The sequence below is a fragment of the Enterobacter sp. 237C8 genome, from assembly GCF_034106865.1.
Classification (GTDB): domain Bacteria; phylum Pseudomonadota; class Gammaproteobacteria; order Enterobacterales; family Enterobacteriaceae; genus Enterobacter; species Enterobacter asburiae_B.
The window spans coordinates 209587-225201 of record NZ_JAWNDF010000004.1 but is presented as its reverse complement, the minus strand read 5'-3'; the positions used below and the strand labels follow the sequence as shown (position 1 = coordinate 225201).

General features: G+C 57.5%; 15 protein-coding genes. 11 read left to right on the top strand and 4 right to left on the bottom strand.

The window, feature by feature from the left end; all coding sequences use genetic code 11:
* Positions 1–115: 115 nt before the first annotated feature.
* The 4 genes from osmY (at position 116) to USF70_RS14480 (ending at position 2974) form a co-directional block, all read left to right on the top strand.
* Complete coding sequence (osmY, locus tag USF70_RS14495) at positions 116–733, top strand: molecular chaperone OsmY (protein WP_318592258.1); 618 nt, start codon at positions 116–118, stop codon at positions 731–733.
* A 127-nt stretch (positions 734–860) separates the two neighbouring features.
* Positions 861–1022: a DUF1328 domain-containing protein gene (locus tag USF70_RS14490; RefSeq protein WP_003856556.1), complete on the top strand. Its 162-nt coding sequence runs from the start codon at positions 861–863 to the stop codon at positions 1020–1022.
* A gap of 120 nt (positions 1023–1142) precedes the next feature.
* The gene (locus USF70_RS14485; protein WP_023310316.1) at positions 1143–2195 is read left to right on the top strand and encodes a patatin family protein; all 1053 of its coding nucleotides are present in this window, start codon (positions 1143–1145) and stop codon (positions 2193–2195) included.
* Positions 2192–2974 carry a TatD family hydrolase gene (locus tag USF70_RS14480; protein WP_033144575.1) on the top strand — a complete coding sequence of 261 codons (783 nt, stop codon included), beginning with the start codon at positions 2192–2194 and terminating at the stop codon, positions 2972–2974. The genes USF70_RS14485 and USF70_RS14480 overlap by 4 nt, the downstream gene beginning before the upstream one ends.
* Here USF70_RS14480 and USF70_RS14475 read toward each other — a convergent pair.
* Both USF70_RS14475 and USF70_RS14470 read right to left on the bottom strand, forming a co-directional pair.
* On the bottom strand, positions 2969–3829 hold the full coding sequence (locus USF70_RS14475) for a YjjW family glycine radical enzyme activase (RefSeq protein ID WP_232938641.1): 861 nt from the start codon (positions 3827–3829) through the stop codon (positions 2969–2971). The genes USF70_RS14480 and USF70_RS14475 overlap by 6 nt on opposite strands.
* Positions 3804–5351, bottom strand: a complete 1548-nt coding sequence (locus tag USF70_RS14470; RefSeq protein WP_320735727.1) for a YjjI family glycine radical enzyme — start codon at positions 5349–5351, stop codon at positions 3804–3806. Before USF70_RS14470 ends, USF70_RS14475 begins: the two co-directional genes overlap by 26 nt.
* A 262-nt stretch (positions 5352–5613) precedes the next feature.
* Here USF70_RS14470 and deoC point away from each other — a divergent pair, with 262 nt between their 5' ends.
* From deoC to deoD, 4 genes are all read left to right on the top strand, one after another.
* Positions 5614–6393, top strand: coding sequence for a deoxyribose-phosphate aldolase (deoC, locus tag USF70_RS14465; protein ID WP_023310320.1), 780 nt, complete (start codon positions 5614–5616; stop codon positions 6391–6393).
* Positions 6394–6502: 109 nt separating this feature from the next.
* Entirely contained in the window at positions 6503–7825 is a 1323-nt protein-coding gene (deoA, locus tag USF70_RS14460; protein ID WP_033144578.1) for a thymidine phosphorylase, read from the top strand.
* A gap of 53 nt (positions 7826–7878) precedes the next feature.
* Complete coding sequence (deoB, locus tag USF70_RS14455) at positions 7879–9102, top strand: phosphopentomutase (RefSeq protein ID WP_033144579.1); 1224 nt, start codon at positions 7879–7881, stop codon at positions 9100–9102.
* 125 nt (positions 9103–9227) lie between these two features.
* Positions 9228–9950, top strand: coding sequence for a purine-nucleoside phosphorylase (gene deoD, locus USF70_RS14450; RefSeq protein ID WP_010427122.1), 723 nt, complete (start codon positions 9228–9230; stop codon positions 9948–9950).
* A gap of 61 nt (positions 9951–10011) precedes the next feature.
* Here deoD and lplA read toward each other — a convergent pair whose 3' ends face one another.
* Entirely contained in the window at positions 10012–11028 is a 1017-nt protein-coding gene (lplA, locus tag USF70_RS14445; protein ID WP_232938639.1) for a lipoate--protein ligase LplA, read from the bottom strand.
* 39 nt (positions 11029–11067) lie between these two features.
* Positions 11068–11712, bottom strand: coding sequence for a YtjB family periplasmic protein (locus USF70_RS14440; protein WP_032660794.1), 645 nt, complete (start codon positions 11710–11712; stop codon positions 11068–11070).
* A 117-nt stretch (positions 11713–11829) separates the two neighbouring features.
* On the opposite strand from USF70_RS14440, the gene serB reads away from it, so the two are divergent.
* The 3 genes from serB (at position 11830) to nadR (ending at position 15528) form a co-directional block, all read left to right on the top strand.
* Positions 11830–12798, top strand: coding sequence for a phosphoserine phosphatase (serB, locus tag USF70_RS14435; protein WP_023310325.1), 969 nt, complete (start codon positions 11830–11832; stop codon positions 12796–12798).
* A gap of 74 nt (positions 12799–12872) precedes the next feature.
* Complete coding sequence (gene radA / locus USF70_RS14430; RefSeq protein WP_014068810.1) at positions 12873–14258, top strand: DNA repair protein RadA; 1386 nt, start codon at positions 12873–12875, stop codon at positions 14256–14258.
* 37 nt (positions 14259–14295) lie between these two features.
* On the top strand, positions 14296–15528 hold the full coding sequence (gene nadR, locus USF70_RS14425) for a multifunctional transcriptional regulator/nicotinamide-nucleotide adenylyltransferase/ribosylnicotinamide kinase NadR (protein ID WP_015572616.1): 1233 nt from the start codon (positions 14296–14298) through the stop codon (positions 15526–15528).
* Positions 15529–15615 lie beyond the last annotated feature (87 nt).

The following is a 15615-nucleotide window of genomic DNA, read 5'->3' as shown; positions in this document are numbered from 1 at the left end:
AACTGTTCAATGCACAACTTTAGGTTGTCCATTTTGCCCGTGTGTTTATTCGCAATATATAAAACTACTAAGGAAGTATGTAGCCCGAATAACGGGTAAACACAGGAATAGATCGATGAATATGACAAGACTGAAGATTTCGAAAACTCTGCTGGCTGTAACCCTGGGTAGCGTTCTGATGAGCGGTTCCGTTCTGGCGGAAAGCAGCACAATGGATAAAGCCCAGTCCACGGCCGATACCGCAGGGCAAAAAATCGATAGCTCTATGAATAAAGTCGGCAACTTCATGGACGACAGCTCAATCACAGCAAAAGTGAAAGCCGCACTGGTGGATGATGAAGCCATCAAAAGTACCGATATTTCCGTGAAGACCGACAAGAAAGTGGTCACGCTGAGCGGCTTCGTGGAAAGCCAGGCTCAGGCCGAACAGGCGGTGAAAGTCGCGAAAGGCGTTGAAGGCGTTGCGTCCGTCAGCGATAAGCTGCACGTACGTGACGGTAAAAACGCGTCGGTGAAAGGTTATGCCGGTGATGCAGCCACCACCAGCGAAATCAAAGCTAAACTTTTAGCAGATGACATCGTGCCGTCCCGCAAGGTGAAAGTGGAAACCACCGATGGTGTGGTTCAGCTCTCCGGTACGGTAGATTCGCAGGCGCAAAGTGAACGTGCCGAGTCCATCGCGAAAGCGATTGACGGTGTGAAAAGCGTTAAAAACGATCTGAAAACGAAGTAAATCTGGACCATTCGCCCGTCTGGTTAAAACCTGCGGGCGAAATAAGAACGACTCTGGAAAAACGCCGGTGAGTGACCTGAGCGCTCACGTTTAGCGGCCGACATTAACTATGGTAAAGGAGAAGCTTATGTTTCGTTGGGGCATTATATTTCTGGTTATCGCGTTAATTGCCGCCGCATTGGGCTTTGGTGGACTGGCAGGTACAGCGGCATGGGCAGCTAAAATTGTCTTCGTTGTGGGTATTATTCTGTTCCTGGTCAGCCTGTTTACGGGTCGTAGACGTCCGTAGCAAACGCAATATTCCTTCAACAAAATAAAGCCAGTCACTGTGACTGGCTTTTTCTTATTTGCGGAACAGGTCGGGTGCGTTACTGTGGTGTTATAAAATAATCAAAACAGGAAAGCAGAGGTGGGGCAACGAATTCCCGTTACGCTCGGCAATATTGCGCCGCTGACGTTAAAACCGTTTCGCGCAGGTCAACTCGCGCTGGTCTGCGAGGGTGGAGGACAGCGCGGCATTTTCACCGCCGGCGTGCTGGATGAATTTATGCGCGCGCAGTTCAACCCGTTTGACCTTTACTTCGGCACCTCTGCCGGGGCGCAGAACCTCTCTGCTTATGTCTGTAACCAGCCTGGCTATGCGCGAAAGGTCATCATGCGCTACACCACGGCGAAAGAATTTTTTAATCCGGTGCGTTTTGTGCGCGGCGGCAACCTGATCGATCTCGACTGGCTGCTGGAATCGACCTCCAGCCAGATGCCGCTGGCCATGGATACCGCTGCCCGTCTGTTTGATAGCGGCAAAGAGTTCTGGATGTGCGCCAGCCGGGGCGATGACTATTCGCCGGGCTATTTTTCTCCTCAGAAGGAGAACTGGCTGGACATCATCCGCGCCTCCAGCGCGATCCCCGGCTTTTATCGTACCGGTGCCCTACTGGACGGCATTAGCTATCTGGACGGGGGGATCAGTGACGCGGTGCCGGTGCAGGAAGCCGCCCGGCGCGGGGCGAAAACCATTGTGGTGATCCGTACCGTACCGTCGCAAATGTATTACACGCCCCAGTGGTTCAAACGGATGGAGCGCTGGTTGGGCGACAGCAGCCTGCAGCCGCTGGTGAACATCGCGAAGCAGCATGAAACCACCTACGGCGCGATGCAGCGCTTCATTGAAAAACCGCCGGGCAAGCTGCGTATTTTTGAAATCTATCCGCCTAAGCCGCTGCTGAGCATGGCCCTGGGCAGCCGCGTCCCTGCGCTGCGCATGGATTACAAAACGGGGCGGCTGTGCGGGCGTTACTTCCTGGCGACGGTGGGGAAAATGCTGGCGGAGCAACCGCCGCTTCATCGCCATAAACGCATTATTTTGCCGCCTGCGATTGTCGCCAACGACGCCCTGACGACGCCGCTGGTGGATATTCCGCAGGCGAATGACGCTTTACTGGATAACGAGGATCTGGCGTGACGCACCGCTTTGTCGATACCCACTGCCACTTTGATTTTCCGCCGTTTACGGGGGATGAAGCGCAAAGCATAGCGAAAGCGGCTGAGGCAGGCGTTCAGGCCATCATTGTGCCGGCAGTGGAAGCGGCCTATTTTTCCCGGGTGCTGGATCTTTCCACACAGCACCCTGCGCTCTATGCCGCGCTCGGCCTGCATCCGATTGTGATTGAACGGCATCTTGATGAGCACATTGAGAGGCTTGATGAGGTCGTGCAGACCGCAGGAAACAAACTTGTCGCCATCGGTGAGATCGGTCTCGATCTTTATCGCGAGGATCCGCAGTTTGAGCGCCAGCAGACGATCCTCGACGCGCAGCTCAGGCTGGCGAAGCGCCACGATCTGCCGGTGATCCTCCACTCAAGACGCACGCACGATAAGCTGGCGATGCACCTGAAACGCATCGATCTGCCGCGAAAAGGGGTCGTGCACGGTTTCTCCGGCAGCCTGCAGCAGGCGCAGCGTTTTATTGAACTGGGCTATAAAATTGGCGTCGGTGGCACCATCACCTATCCGCGCGCCAGTAAAACCCGGGACGTGATGGCACAGCTGCCGCTGTCGGCGCTCCTGCTGGAAACCGACGCGCCGGATATGCCGCTGAATGGTTTTCAGGGCCAGCCGAATCGCCCGGAACAGGCGGCGCGCGTGTTTACCACCCTATGTGAACTGCGAAAAGAGCCTGAAGAGGTGATTGCCGATGCGCTGCTGGAAAATACCCGTTCGGTATTTGGCATCACGCTATAGGTAAAGTGCCGGACGAATCACCGTTATCTTCTGTTTTTCCAGCGCCCGCGCCAGCGGTTCAACGTCCTCGGGCGTGGCGCTGCGCCACGACGCAGCCTCACCGTAAACGCCATGCGGATGAAATGCGTTGATGCGTACCGGAACATTTCCAAGCCCGTGGATAAAGGTCGTTAGCGGTTTGAGGTGTTCCAGATAATCACACTGCTCCGGAATCACCAGCAGGCGGAGCTCAGTCAAACGGTGACGATCTGCCAGCCAGCGGATGCTCTGCTTGATCTGCGGGTTTTCGCGCCCGGTCAGGAAGCGGTGATGCTCGTTTCCCCACGCCTTCAGATCCATCATTGCGCCATCCAGTACCGGCAGCAGCTTTTGCCAGCCGGTTTCGCCTAACAGACCGTTGCTGTCTACCAGGCAGGTGAGGTGGCGCAGGGCGGGATCGGCTTTGATCGTGGTGAACAGAGCAATCAAAAACGGCAATTGCGTTGTGGCTTCGCCGCCGCTGACGGTGATCCCTTCGATAAACGGTGCGGATTTGCGGACCTGAGTGAGGATCTCTTCCACGCTGAAGCGGTGCGCCATAGGCGTTGCCTGCTGCTGGCACAGGTGCAGGCAGGTGTCGCACTGCTGGCAGTCACTCTCCTGCCACCAGACGCGTCCGGCCTGAATCGTTAGCGCGTCGTGCGGGCAGTGGGGCACACAGTCCCCGCAGTCGTTGCAGCGGCCGATCGTCCACGGGTTGTGGCAGGTTTTACAGCGCAGGTTGCAGCCCTGCAGGAACAGCGCCAGGCGGCTGCCCGGCCCGTCCACGCAGGAAAAAGGAATGACCTGACTAACTAAAGCGCATCTGCTGTTCATGGCTAACCACGCGCGGCTGACGTTCCAGAATACGGGTATTGCGTGCGGCCTCTTCTCCCAGCCACGTGGTATTGATGCGCGATCCGGCTTCCCGGTATTTCTCCAGGTCCGACAAGCGAACCATGTAGCCGGTCACGCGGACCAGATCGTTACCCGCTACGTTGGCGGTAAATTCACGCATACCGGCCCTGAACGCGCCCAGGCAAAGTTGAACCACCGCCTGCGGGTTGCGTTTGACCGTCTCCTCCAGGGTGAGAATATCGCTGATTCCGGAGTGATAGTGTTTGTGATGCGGCGCAACGGCCAGCAGATGGCTGATGGGATCCGGCTCGTCGCCGTAAGGCAGGCGCGCGCCCGGCGTGGTGCCGGAGTCGGAGCTGATCCCCGACTGCGCGTGCAGCATCGCGCGATGCTTCCAGCCGTGTTTCACCGGCGTGCTTTCAACGAACGCTGCAAGCTGTTCGCTGATGCGATAGCCCAGCGCGTTGGCCTGTTCATCCTTTCCGTAGCGTCCCGCTATTCCTGCTTTCTCACAGAGCGCGTTTACCGCTTCCGCCAGGCCGTACATGCCAAACATGGGTACAAACCGTTCCGCATCAATCAGCCCCTCTTTTACCAGGAAGCTATTCTCAAAGAAGCCAGATTGCTCGTAAAGGAAACCGCAGCGTGCATCGATGATGGCAATTTGCTGCTGGCAGTAGTGCGGGAGCGTGCGGGTGAAGAAGTCGTCAATGGATGCGCTGCGTTCAGCAATGGCTTTGAGGTTAAGGCGCACCAGGGTGCTGCCGCCGCCTGCAAGCGGCAGGGAGTTGTAACAGCTCACCACACCATAACGGCCTTTTGTGAAAATTTTATCATTCATCGGGCCATTAGAAATATGCGGTTTGCTGCATTCACAAATGTTTTTCGCCACCTCAAGCAGCAAATCATCTGGGGTGATATCGGGATCGTAGATAAAGGTCAGGTTCGGCGCGACCTGCTTCAGCTCTGCATCGGCACGCAGAATGGCGCGCGTGACTGGCGTATCTTCAGGCCCGATGTTTGCGTGCATAAACGCATCCGGCAGCGTACGGTCGAGATAGCGCCAGAAACGTTTTATTCGGCTATCGATCTCTTCTTGTGTTAGAATTCTAACATATGGAGTTAATATCGCATCAAGCTGACCGAGATAGACCGGCATCGATGTGACGGACGGAACATGATGGTAGAGGATGGTTAACAGCGAGAGGGCGTCGTCGAGATCTTTCGCGCCTTCCAGCTCCAGCCACGCTGAACCGTTAGCCAGAAATTTTGCGTAATCCGGCAGAACGTAACGGGGTTTGTAAGGCGAATGGCCTTCGAACATGTCGCAGATAAACCCTTCGTCCAGTGCGGCTCGTGCGGCCTCAGGAAGTGCCGGGTAAGGCAGGTTGTTTTCCGCTTCCAGCGCAAGAAAATGACGTTTTTGTTCCGGGGTTAACACCGGGCTTGTGACAATGTGCTGGCAACGTTGTTGCAGGGCGTCGGGGCTGGAGTGGGGCATAGTCGCTTCCTTGAGTGTTCTGCGGATGATGAGCGGATTGTAGGAAGCCAGCCTGTCGGGGCTTTTGATCCGACAGGGGGTATCGCTGCTTTAGTCGGCAATTTACGCGCTAAAGTTTGAAGAAGATCTCATTACAGTAATGCAAATTTGTATGCAGTTTTCATTAACTGTGATGAATGTCGAAGTGTGGATGCGGGTGAATGTTAGAATACTCACAGACCCGCAAGGTAAAATTTATACGGCACTGCCGTTGGAGAATGTTATGACCGATTTAACTGCAAGCAGCCTGCGCGCGTTGAAACTGATGGACCTGACCACCCTGAACGATGACGACACCAATGAAAAAGTCATCGCCCTGTGCCATCAGGCGAAAACGCCGGTGGGTAACACCGCAGCCATCTGTATCTACCCGCGCTTTATCCCGATTGCCCGTAAGACGCTGAAAGAGCAGGGTACGCCGGACGTGCGCATTGCAACCGTAACTAACTTCCCGCATGGCAACGACGATATCGAGATCGCGCTGGCAGAAACCCGCGCGGCGATTGCTTACGGCGCAGACGAAGTTGACGTGGTGTTCCCGTACCGCGCGCTGATCGCCGGTAACGAGCAGGTCGGTTTTGACCTGGTGAAAGCCTGTAAAGACGCGTGCGCGGCGGCAAATGTGCTGCTGAAAGTGATCATCGAAACCGGCGAGCTGAAAGAAGAGGCGCTGATTCGTAAGGCATCTGAAATCTCCATCAAAGCCGGTGCGGATTTCATTAAAACCTCTACCGGTAAAGTGCCGGTGAATGCGACCCCGGAAAGCGCGCGCATCATGATGGAAGTGATCCGCGACATGGGCGTATCCAAAACCGTTGGTTTCAAACCTGCGGGCGGCGTGCGTACTGCTGAAGACGCGCAGCAATTCCTGGCGATTGCCGACGAGCTGTTTGGCGCCGACTGGGCCGATTCCCGTCACTACCGCTTCGGTGCGTCCAGCCTGCTGGCCAGCCTGCTGAAAGCGCTGGGTCATGGCGACGGTAAGAGCGCAAGCAGCTACTGATTGCCAGACAATGCCGGATGACGCTTCGCTCATCCGGTCGACAGGATCGTAGGGCGGGTAAGCGTAGCGCCACCCGCCACAACTCCCCCGATTCCGCATGGAGGTTACCGTGTTTCTCGCACAAGAAATTATTCGTAAAAAACGTGATGGTCATGCATTAAGCGATGAAGAGATCCGCTTCTTCATCAACGGCATTCGTGATAACACCGTCTCAGAAGGGCAAATTGCGGCTCTGGCGATGACCATTTTCTTCCACGATATGTCGATGCCTGAGCGCGTGTCGCTGACCATGGCGATGCGAGATTCAGGAACCGTTCTGGACTGGAAAAGCCTCAACCTTAACGGCCCGATTGTGGATAAGCACTCCACCGGCGGCGTGGGTGACGTGACGTCTCTGATGCTCGGCCCTATGGTGGCAGCCTGTGGCGGTTACATCCCGATGATCTCCGGGCGCGGCCTGGGCCACACCGGCGGTACGCTCGACAAACTGGAAGCCATTCCGGGCTTCGATATCTTCCCGGACGACAACCGCTTCCGCGACATTATTAAAGACGTTGGTGTGGCGATTATCGGCCAGACCAGCTCTCTTGCTCCGGCAGACAAGCGTTTCTACGCCACCCGCGACATCACCGCGACCGTTGACTCCATCCCGCTGATCACCGCCTCTATCCTGGCGAAGAAACTGGCAGAAGGGCTGGACGCGCTGGTGATGGACGTGAAGGTGGGCAGCGGCGCCTTTATGCCGACCTATGAACTTTCTGCTGCGCTCGCGGAAGCGATCGTTGGCGTATCCAACGGCGCGGGCGTGCGCACCACCGCGCTGCTCACCGACATGAACCAGGTGCTGGCGTCCAGCGCCGGTAACGCCGTCGAAGTGCGTGAAGCGGTGCAGTTCCTGACTGGTGAATACCGCAACCCGCGTCTGTTCGACGTCACCATGGCGCTGTGCGTTGAGATGTTAATCTCCGGCAAGCTGGCCAAAGACGACGCAGAAGCCCGCGCGAAGCTGCAGGCGGTGCTGGATAACGGCAAAGCGGCGGATATTTTCGGTCGCATGGTTGCAGCCCAGAAGGGCCCGACCGATTTCGTCGAAAACTACGCGAAATACCTGCCAACCGCGACGCTTAGCAAAGCGGTGTATGCCGATAGCGAAGGGTATGTCTCTGCAATGGACACCCGTGCGCTGGGTATGGCAGTAGTCTCGATGGGCGGCGGCCGTCGTCAGGCGTCAGACACCATTGATTACAGCGTCGGCTTTACCGATATGGCACGTCTGGGCGACAGCGTTGACGGTCAACGTCCGCTGGCGGTGATCCACGCGAAAGACGAAGCCAGCTGGCAGGAAGCGGCTAAAGCGGTGAAAGCGGCAATTACGCTTGACGATAAAGCGCCGGAAACCACACCGACTGTCTATCGCCGTATCACCGAATAGCGGTATACTGATCTGATCGATAATTTTTGAAGCACTACGTACGGAGAACAATTATGAAACGTGCATTTATTATGGTGCTGGACTCATTCGGCATCGGCGCAACCGAAGATGCAGAACGTTTTGGTGACGTGGGTTCCGATACCATGGGCCACATCGCGGAAGCCTGTGCAAAAGGCGAAGCGGACAACGGTCGTAAAGGCCCTCTGACTCTACCTAACCTGACCCGCCTTGGTCTGGTGAAAGCGCATGAAGGTTCTACCGGTAAAATCGCAGCCGGTATGGACGGCAACGCGGAAGTCGTGGGCGCCTACGCCTGGGCTCACGAGCTCTCCTCCGGTAAAGACACCCCGTCTGGCCACTGGGAAATCGCCGGTGTGCCGGTGCTGTTCGACTGGGGTTATTTCTCCGATCACGAAAACAGCTTCCCGCAGGAGCTGCTCGATAAGCTGGTGAAGCGTGCCAACCTGCCGGGCTACCTCGGTAACTGCCACTCTTCCGGTACCGTGATTCTGGATCAGCTCGGCGAAGAGCACATGAAAACCGGCAAGCCGATTTTCTACACCTCTGCTGACTCCGTGTTCCAGATTGCGTGCCATGAAGAGACGTTTGGCCTGGATAAACTCTACGAGCTGTGCGAAATCGCCCGTGAAGAGCTGACCGAAGGCGGCTACAACATCGGCCGCGTGATCGCGCGTCCGTTTATCGGCGACAAAGCGGGTAACTTCCAGCGTACCGGTAACCGTCATGACCTGGCCGTTGAGCCACCGGCGCCAACCGTGCTGCAGAAGCTGGTTGAAGAGAAAGACGGCCACGTGGTGTCCGTGGGTAAAATCGCGGATATCTACGCCAACTGCGGCATCACCAAAAAAGTGAAAGCCACCGGTCTGGATGCGCTGTTCGATGCCACCATCAAAGAGATGAAAGAAGCGGGCGACAAGACCATCGTCTTCACCAACTTCGTGGACTTCGACTCCTCCTGGGGCCACCGTCGCGACGTTGCGGGCTATGCAGCGGGTCTTGAGCTGTTCGACCGCCGTCTGCCGGAGCTGATGGAGCTGGTGGGTGAAGATGACATTCTGATTCTGACCGCGGACCACGGCTGTGACCCAACCTGGACCGGTACCGACCACACCCGTGAGCACATTCCGGTGCTGGTGTACGGCCCGAAAGTGAAGCCAGGCTCGCTCGGTCACCGTGAAACCTTCGCGGACATCGGCCAGACCCTGGCGAAATACTTTGGTACGTCTGACATGGAATATGGCAAGGCCATGTTCTAAACGGATTGGGTGCGGCCTGATGCCCTCACCCCGACCCTCTCCCACAGGGAGAGGGAGAACAGAATGTAGGCCGGGTCAGGCGTAGCCGCCACCCGGCAAAAACAACAATGTAAAAGGAACTGAAGATGGCAACTCCTCACATTAATGCAGAAATGGGTGATTTCGCTGACGTCGTATTGATGCCGGGCGACCCGCTGCGCGCGAAGCACATTGCAGAAACTTTCCTGGAAGACGTGCGTGAAGTGAACAACGTTCGCGGCATGCTGGGCTTCACCGGTACCTATAAAGGCCGCAAAATCTCCGTTATGGGCCACGGTATGGGTATCCCATCCTGCTCTATCTACACCAAAGAGCTGATTACCGACTTCGGCGTGAAGAAAATCATCCGCGTAGGCTCCTGCGGCGCGGTGCGCATGGACGTTAAGCTGCGCGACATCGTTATCGGTATGGGCGCCTGCACCGATTCCAAAGTTAACCGCATGCGTTTCAAAGACCATGACTTCGCGGCGATTGCTGACTTCGGCATGGTGCGTGACGCGGTTGACGCGGCAAAAGCGCTGGGCGTTGAAGCGCGCGTGGGTAACATCTTCTCTGCTGACCTGTTCTATGCCCCGGACGGCGGCGAGATGTTCGACGTGATGGAGAAATACGGCATCCTGGGCGTGGAAATGGAAGCGGCAGGTATCTACGGCGTCGCGGCTGAGTTTGGTGCGAAAGCGCTGACCATCTGCACCGTGTCTGACCACATCCGTACCCACGAGCAGACCACCGCTGCCGAGCGTCAGACTACCTTCAACGACATGATCAAAATCGCGCTGGAATCCGTTCTGCTGGGCGATAAAGAGTAATTCTGTCTCTTCCCGCCCTCTCCCTGCGGGAGAGGGCCGGGGTGAGGGCACCAGACCGCACCTAGCGCACGGCCTGTGCAATCCACGCCGACAGCTCACGCAGCTCTTTTTCCTGCTCCGGAAAATCCCCGATCAACGCGTCGCATTCCTGCTGCAGCATATCTGCCCTGTACAAACAGCCCTGCAAACGTGCCGCCAGCGCCTCTAACGGTGCCGGGTTCAGGCTATCGGTAAACACCTGCGTGCGGGTGATATGGCCTTTCTCCACGTCAAAATGCAGCTCCACGCCGCCCCAGGTAAAACGCTCATCAAGCAGATGGGAAAACGCAGGAGCCTGACCGAAGTTCCATTCCCAGCTGCTCTGGCGGGCGAAGGTTTCGGCGAAGTTGGGCAGGTCCGGGGTTTTGTCAGGGGAGATGACTTCTGCTTCCACGCGCTCGCCGTAATGTTCAAAGAACGCGTCACGGATCGCATCGCAAATCTGCTCGTGAGTAATTCCCGGCAGCAGTTCCACCAGATTTGCCACGCGGCCGCGCACGGAGGTAATTCCTTTGGCCTGGAGCTTTTTTTTATCCGGATTCAGGTAGTTAGCCAGACGGCTCAGGTCAGCGTTCAGCAACAGGGTGCCGTGGTGGAACCCGCGATCCATCGTTTCGCGATAGGCGGAGCCGGAGACCTTCCGGTCGCCCTCGGGGGTTTTCACCACCAGATCGTTACGCCCGGAGGCTTCCGCCGTCACGCCGAGTGAATTGAGCGCGTTGAGGACGATGGACGTTGAGATGGTTTTATCGTACTCCGGTTTACCCGCCATAAAGGTAAAGCAGGTATTGCCCAGATCGTGAAACACCGCGCCGCCGCCGCTGCTGCGGCGCGCGAGACGGACGTTGTCCTCTTCCATACGCCGCGTATTGCACTCTTTCCACGGGTTTTGCGCGCGGCCGATGACCACCGTATCGGCGTTCCGCCAGAGAAACAGTACGCGCTGGATGGCGGGCATCTGGCGGAAGATGCACTCTTCTACCGCGAGATTAAACCAGGGATCGTAAGAGTCAGAGATAAGCAGGCGTAACGTCGTCATGGCAAAGTTCCTTTTCCGAATCGTTCGCCTACTTTATCACTAATCTTTCTTCTCGCTCTCTTCGTCTTCGGGGACGGATTTGCTGGCGGTCAGCAGGAACGGGGATTGCTGCCAGCGCGAGCGCTTGCCGCGAAGCAGGGTGCGCGCCAGCACAACGCCGATGGCGAGTGAAAGCAGCAGCATCAGGCGCAGAATATTGGTGGTATTATCGACCTGTTTGGCTTCAGTAGGCAGGGTGTGGGTATCGAGGGTCAGGCGCAGATAGCCCAGTGGGCCATTCTTCCCCTGAATAGGTTCGACAATCTGCTGGTTAAAGTAGCCCCCGGCTTTTTTCCCGTCCAGCGCCAGCCTGTCGCGCACGTCGACGTGTTCGCCAGCGCGGGCAATCAGGTTGCCTTGCTCATCATAGACGCCGGCATCAAGAATGCGGCTATTCTCCGTGAGCAGGCGTAAAACCTGGCCTATCCGCTTCTCGTCCGGCGTTTCGGTACGCATGGACGGCGCGACGTTGAGCGTCACCTGGCGTGCCAGCGTGCGGGCCAGCTCTTCAAACTGCGGGTTGCGTTGCCGTTGATGGTTCTGGCTAAACCACGATGCCCCTTGCATCAGCACCACTAATAGTGCGAGACAGGAAAGGACAATCACGGCGCGATGGAGCCGGAATTTCAGTTTTGCGCGAGCCATATTCCACCTGCTGAAAATTTACGGCTTAATGTTGCCAGAAGTGATGGTTACAGGGTAGCCTCATGCGTTATTTTCCCTCTGCAACCTTCCGGCGCGAACGAAATTACAGGAGCTTTAATGCCGAACATTACCTGGTGTGACCTGCCAACGGATGTCTCTTTATGGCCAGGATTGCCGCTCTCTTTAAGTGGCGATGAGGTGATGCCTCTGGATTACCACGCCGGTCGTAGCGGCTGGCTCCTCTACGGACGCGGTCTGGATAAGCAACGCCTGACCCAGTATCAAAGCAAGCTGGGTGCGGCAATGGTCATCGTCGCCGCCTGGTGCGTGGAAGACTACCAGGTTATTCGCCTGGCGGGTTCCCTGACGCAGCGCGCAACGCGTCTGGCGCATGACGCCGGGCTGGACGTCGCGCCGCTGGGTAAAATTCCGCATCTGAAAACCCCGGGCCTGCTGGTCATGGACATGGATTCTACGGCGATCCAGATCGAGTGTATTGACGAGATTGCGAAGCTGGCGGGCAGCGGCGAGCTGGTGGCGGAAGTCACCGAACGTGCGATGCGCGGCGAGCTGGACTTCACCGCCAGCCTGCGCCAGCGCGTGGCGACCCTGAAAGGGGCCGACGCCAACATTCTGCGCCAGGTGCGCGACGTGCTGCCGCTGATGCCAGGGCTGACGCAGCTGGTGCTGAAGCTGCAGTCCCTCGGCTGGAAGGTGGCGATCGCCTCCGGTGGCTTCACCTTCTTCGCGGATTACCTGCGGGAAAAACTGCATCTGACCACCGTGGTGGCCAATGAGCTGGAGATCATGGACGGCAAGCTGACCGGCCAGGTGATTGGCGATATCGTAGATGCCCAGTACAAAGCCAATACGCTGACGCGTCTGGCGGAAAAATATGAAATTCCGGTTGTCCAGACCGTCGCCATCGGCGATGGCGCGAACGACCTGCCGATGATCAAAGCCGCCGGTCTGGGCATTGCCTACCATGCCAAGCCAAAAGTGAATGAAAAGACGGAAGTCACTATCCGTCACGCTGACCTGATGGGGGTGTTCTGCATTCTCTCCGGCAGCATTAATCAGAAATAACGGCCTGCTTTGTAGGCCGGGTAAGCGTAAGCGCCACCCGGCACGCAGGCCGCACAGAAATAACGAGGTAAACCGTGGCGAAAGCTCCAAAACGCGCATTTGTCTGTAATGAATGTGGTGCGGATTATCCGCGCTGGCAGGGGCAATGCAGCGCCTGTCATGCCTGGAACACCATCACCGAAGTGCGTGGTGTGGCGGCTTCGCCGAGCGTGGCGCGCAATGAGCGCCTGAGCGGCTATGCCGGTAACGCGGGCGTGGCGAAGGTGCAAAAACTTTCGGACATCAGCCTCGAAGAGCTGCCGCGCTTCTCCACCGGGTTCAAAGAGTTTGACCGCGTGCTCGGCGGCGGCGTGGTGCCGGGTAGCGCGATCCTGATCGGCGGTAACCCGGGCGCGGGTAAATCGACCCTGCTGCTGCAAACGCTCTGCAAGCTTGCCGAACAGATGAAAACCCTGTACGTCACGGGCGAAGAGTCTCTGCAGCAGGTGGCGATGCGCGCGCACCGTCTGGGCCTGCCGACCGGCAACCTGAACATGCTCTCCGAAACCAGCATCGAGCAGATCTGCATGATTGCCGAAGAAGAGCAGCCGAAGCTGATGGTGATCGACTCCATCCAGGTGATGCACATGGCGGACATTCAGTCCTCGCCGGGCAGCGTCGCGCAGGTGCGTGAAACCGCGGCTTACCTGACGCGCTTTGCCAAAACGCGCGGCGTGGCGATTGTGATGGTCGGCCACGTGACCAAAGACGGCTCGCTGGCCGGACCGAAGGTGCTTGAACACTGTATCGACTGCTCCGTGATGCTCGACGGCGACGCGGATTCCCGTTTCCGTACCCTGCGCAGCCACAAGAACCGCTTTGGGGCGGTGAATGAACTGGGCGTGTTTGCCATGACCGAACAGGGGCTGCGCGAAGTCAGCAACCCGTCGGCCATCTTCCTGAGCCGCGGCGATGAGATCACCTCCGGCAGCTCGGTGATGGTGCTGTGGGAAGGGACGCGCCCGCTGCTTGTTGAAATTCAGGCGCTGGTGGACGTGTCGATGATGGGCAACCCGCGGCGCGTGGCGGTCGGTCTGGAACAGAACCGTCTGGCGATCCTGCTGGCGGTGCTGCACCGTCACGGCGGGCTGCAGATGGCGGATCAGGACGTCTTCGTTAACGTGGTCGGCGGCGTCAAAGTCACGGAGACCAGCGCAGACCTGGCGCTGCTGCTGGCGATGGTCTCCAGCCTGCGCGACAGGCCGCTGCCGCAGGACCTGGTCGTCTTCGGCGAAGTGGGCCTCGCCGGAGAAATCCGTCCGGTACCCAGCGGCCAGGAGCGTATCTCCGAGGCGGCAAAACACGGTTTCCGCCGGGCGATAGTTCCCGCCGCCAACGTGCCGAAAAAGATCCCGGAAGGGATGCAGGTATTTGGCGTGAAAAAACTCGCAGATGCGTTAAATGTCTTTGACGACTTATAATTACGTAAATTTGATTTTGCAGGAGGCACCGTAATTTATGTCATCATTTGACTACATCAAGACCGCAATCCGCCAGAAGGGCTGCACGCTGCAGCAGGTGGCGGACGCCAGCGGCATGACCAAAGGCTACCTGAGCCAGCTGCTGAACGCCAAAATCAAAAGCCCCAGCGCGCAGAAGCTGGAAGCGCTGCACCGCTTTCTGGGGCTGGAGTTCCCGCGTATGCAAAAGAACATCGGCGTGGTGTTCGGCAAGTTTTACCCGCTGCATACCGGGCATATCTATCTGATCCAGCGCGCCTGTAGCCAGGTTGACGAGCTGCACATCATCATGGGCTACGACGAAACCCGTGACCGTCAGCTGTTTGAAGACAGCGCCATGTCGCAGCAGCCGACCGTGCCGGACCGCCTGCGCTGGCTGCTCCAGACCTTTAAGTACCAGAAAAATATTCGTATTCATGCCTTTAACGAAGAGGGTATGGAGCCGTATCCGCACGGCTGGGACGTGTGGAGCAACGGCATCAAAGCGTTTATGGAAGAGAAGGGCATTGCGCCTAACTGGATCTACACCTCTGAAGAGTCTGACGCGCCGCAGTTCCGCGAGCATCTGGGCATCGAGACGGTGCTGATCGACCCGAAACGCACCTTTATGAACATCAGCGGGGCGCAGATCCGCGAAAACCCGTTCCGCTACTGGGATTACATCCCGACTGAGGTGAAGCCGTTCTTCGTGCGTACCGTCGCGATCCTGGGCGGCGAGTCGAGCGGTAAATCAACGCTGGTCAACAAGCTGGCGAATATCTTCAACACCACCAGCGCGTGGGAGTACGGCCGCGATTATGTCTTCTCGCACCTTGGCGGCGACGAGATGGCGCTGCAGTATTCCGACTATGACAAAATCGCGCTCGGACATGCCCAGTACATTGATTTTGCGGTGAAATACGCCAACAAAGTGGCGTTTATCGATACCGATTTCGTGACCACGCAGGCGTTCTGTAAAAAATACGAAGGGCGCGAGCACCCGTTCGTGCAGGCGCTGATTGACGAATACCGCTTTGACCTGGTGATCCTGCTGGAAAACAACACCCCATGGGTGGCCGACGGCATGCGCAGCCTCGGCAGCTCCGTGGACAGGCGAGAGTTTCAGACCATGCTGGTGGAGATGCTCAACGAAAACAACGTTGAGTTTGTCCATGTGGAAGAGTCTGACTACGACTCCCGCTTCCTGCGCTGCGTCGAGCTGGTGAAGGAGATGATGGGGGAGCAGGGGTAAAAACTTACCCCTCACCCTAACCCTCTCCCACAGGGAGAGGGGACTTTAACCTCCCTCTCCCTGTGGGAGAGGGCCGGGGTGAGGGCA

Bases quoted from the DNA above. Each gene is read 5' to 3' on its own strand.
- USF70_RS14440 (WP_032660794.1), bottom strand. From the start codon at position 11,712: ATGGCTCGCGCAAAACTGAAATTCCGGCTCCATCGCGCCGTGATTGTC.
- serB (WP_023310325.1), top strand. From the start codon at position 11,830: ATGCCGAACATTACCTGGTGTGACCTGCCAACGGATGTCTCTTTATGG.
- deoC (WP_023310320.1), top strand. From the start codon at position 5,614: ATGACCGATTTAACTGCAAGCAGCCTGCGCGCGTTGAAACTGATGGAC.
- USF70_RS14470 (WP_320735727.1), bottom strand. From the start codon at position 5,351: ATGCCCCACTCCAGCCCCGACGCCCTGCAACAACGTTGCCAGCACATT.
- deoB (WP_033144579.1), top strand. From the start codon at position 7,879: ATGAAACGTGCATTTATTATGGTGCTGGACTCATTCGGCATCGGCGCA.
- osmY (WP_318592258.1), top strand. From the start codon at position 116: ATGAATATGACAAGACTGAAGATTTCGAAAACTCTGCTGGCTGTAACC.
- USF70_RS14475 (WP_232938641.1), bottom strand. From the start codon at position 3,829: ATGAACAGCAGATGCGCTTTAGTTAGTCAGGTCATTCCTTTTTCCTGC.
- lplA (WP_232938639.1), bottom strand. From the start codon at position 11,028: ATGACGACGTTACGCCTGCTTATCTCTGACTCTTACGATCCCTGGTTT.
- USF70_RS14490 (WP_003856556.1), top strand. From the start codon at position 861: ATGTTTCGTTGGGGCATTATATTTCTGGTTATCGCGTTAATTGCCGCC.
- deoD (WP_010427122.1), top strand. From the start codon at position 9,228: ATGGCAACTCCTCACATTAATGCAGAAATGGGTGATTTCGCTGACGTC.
- nadR (WP_015572616.1), top strand. From the start codon at position 14,296: ATGTCATCATTTGACTACATCAAGACCGCAATCCGCCAGAAGGGCTGC.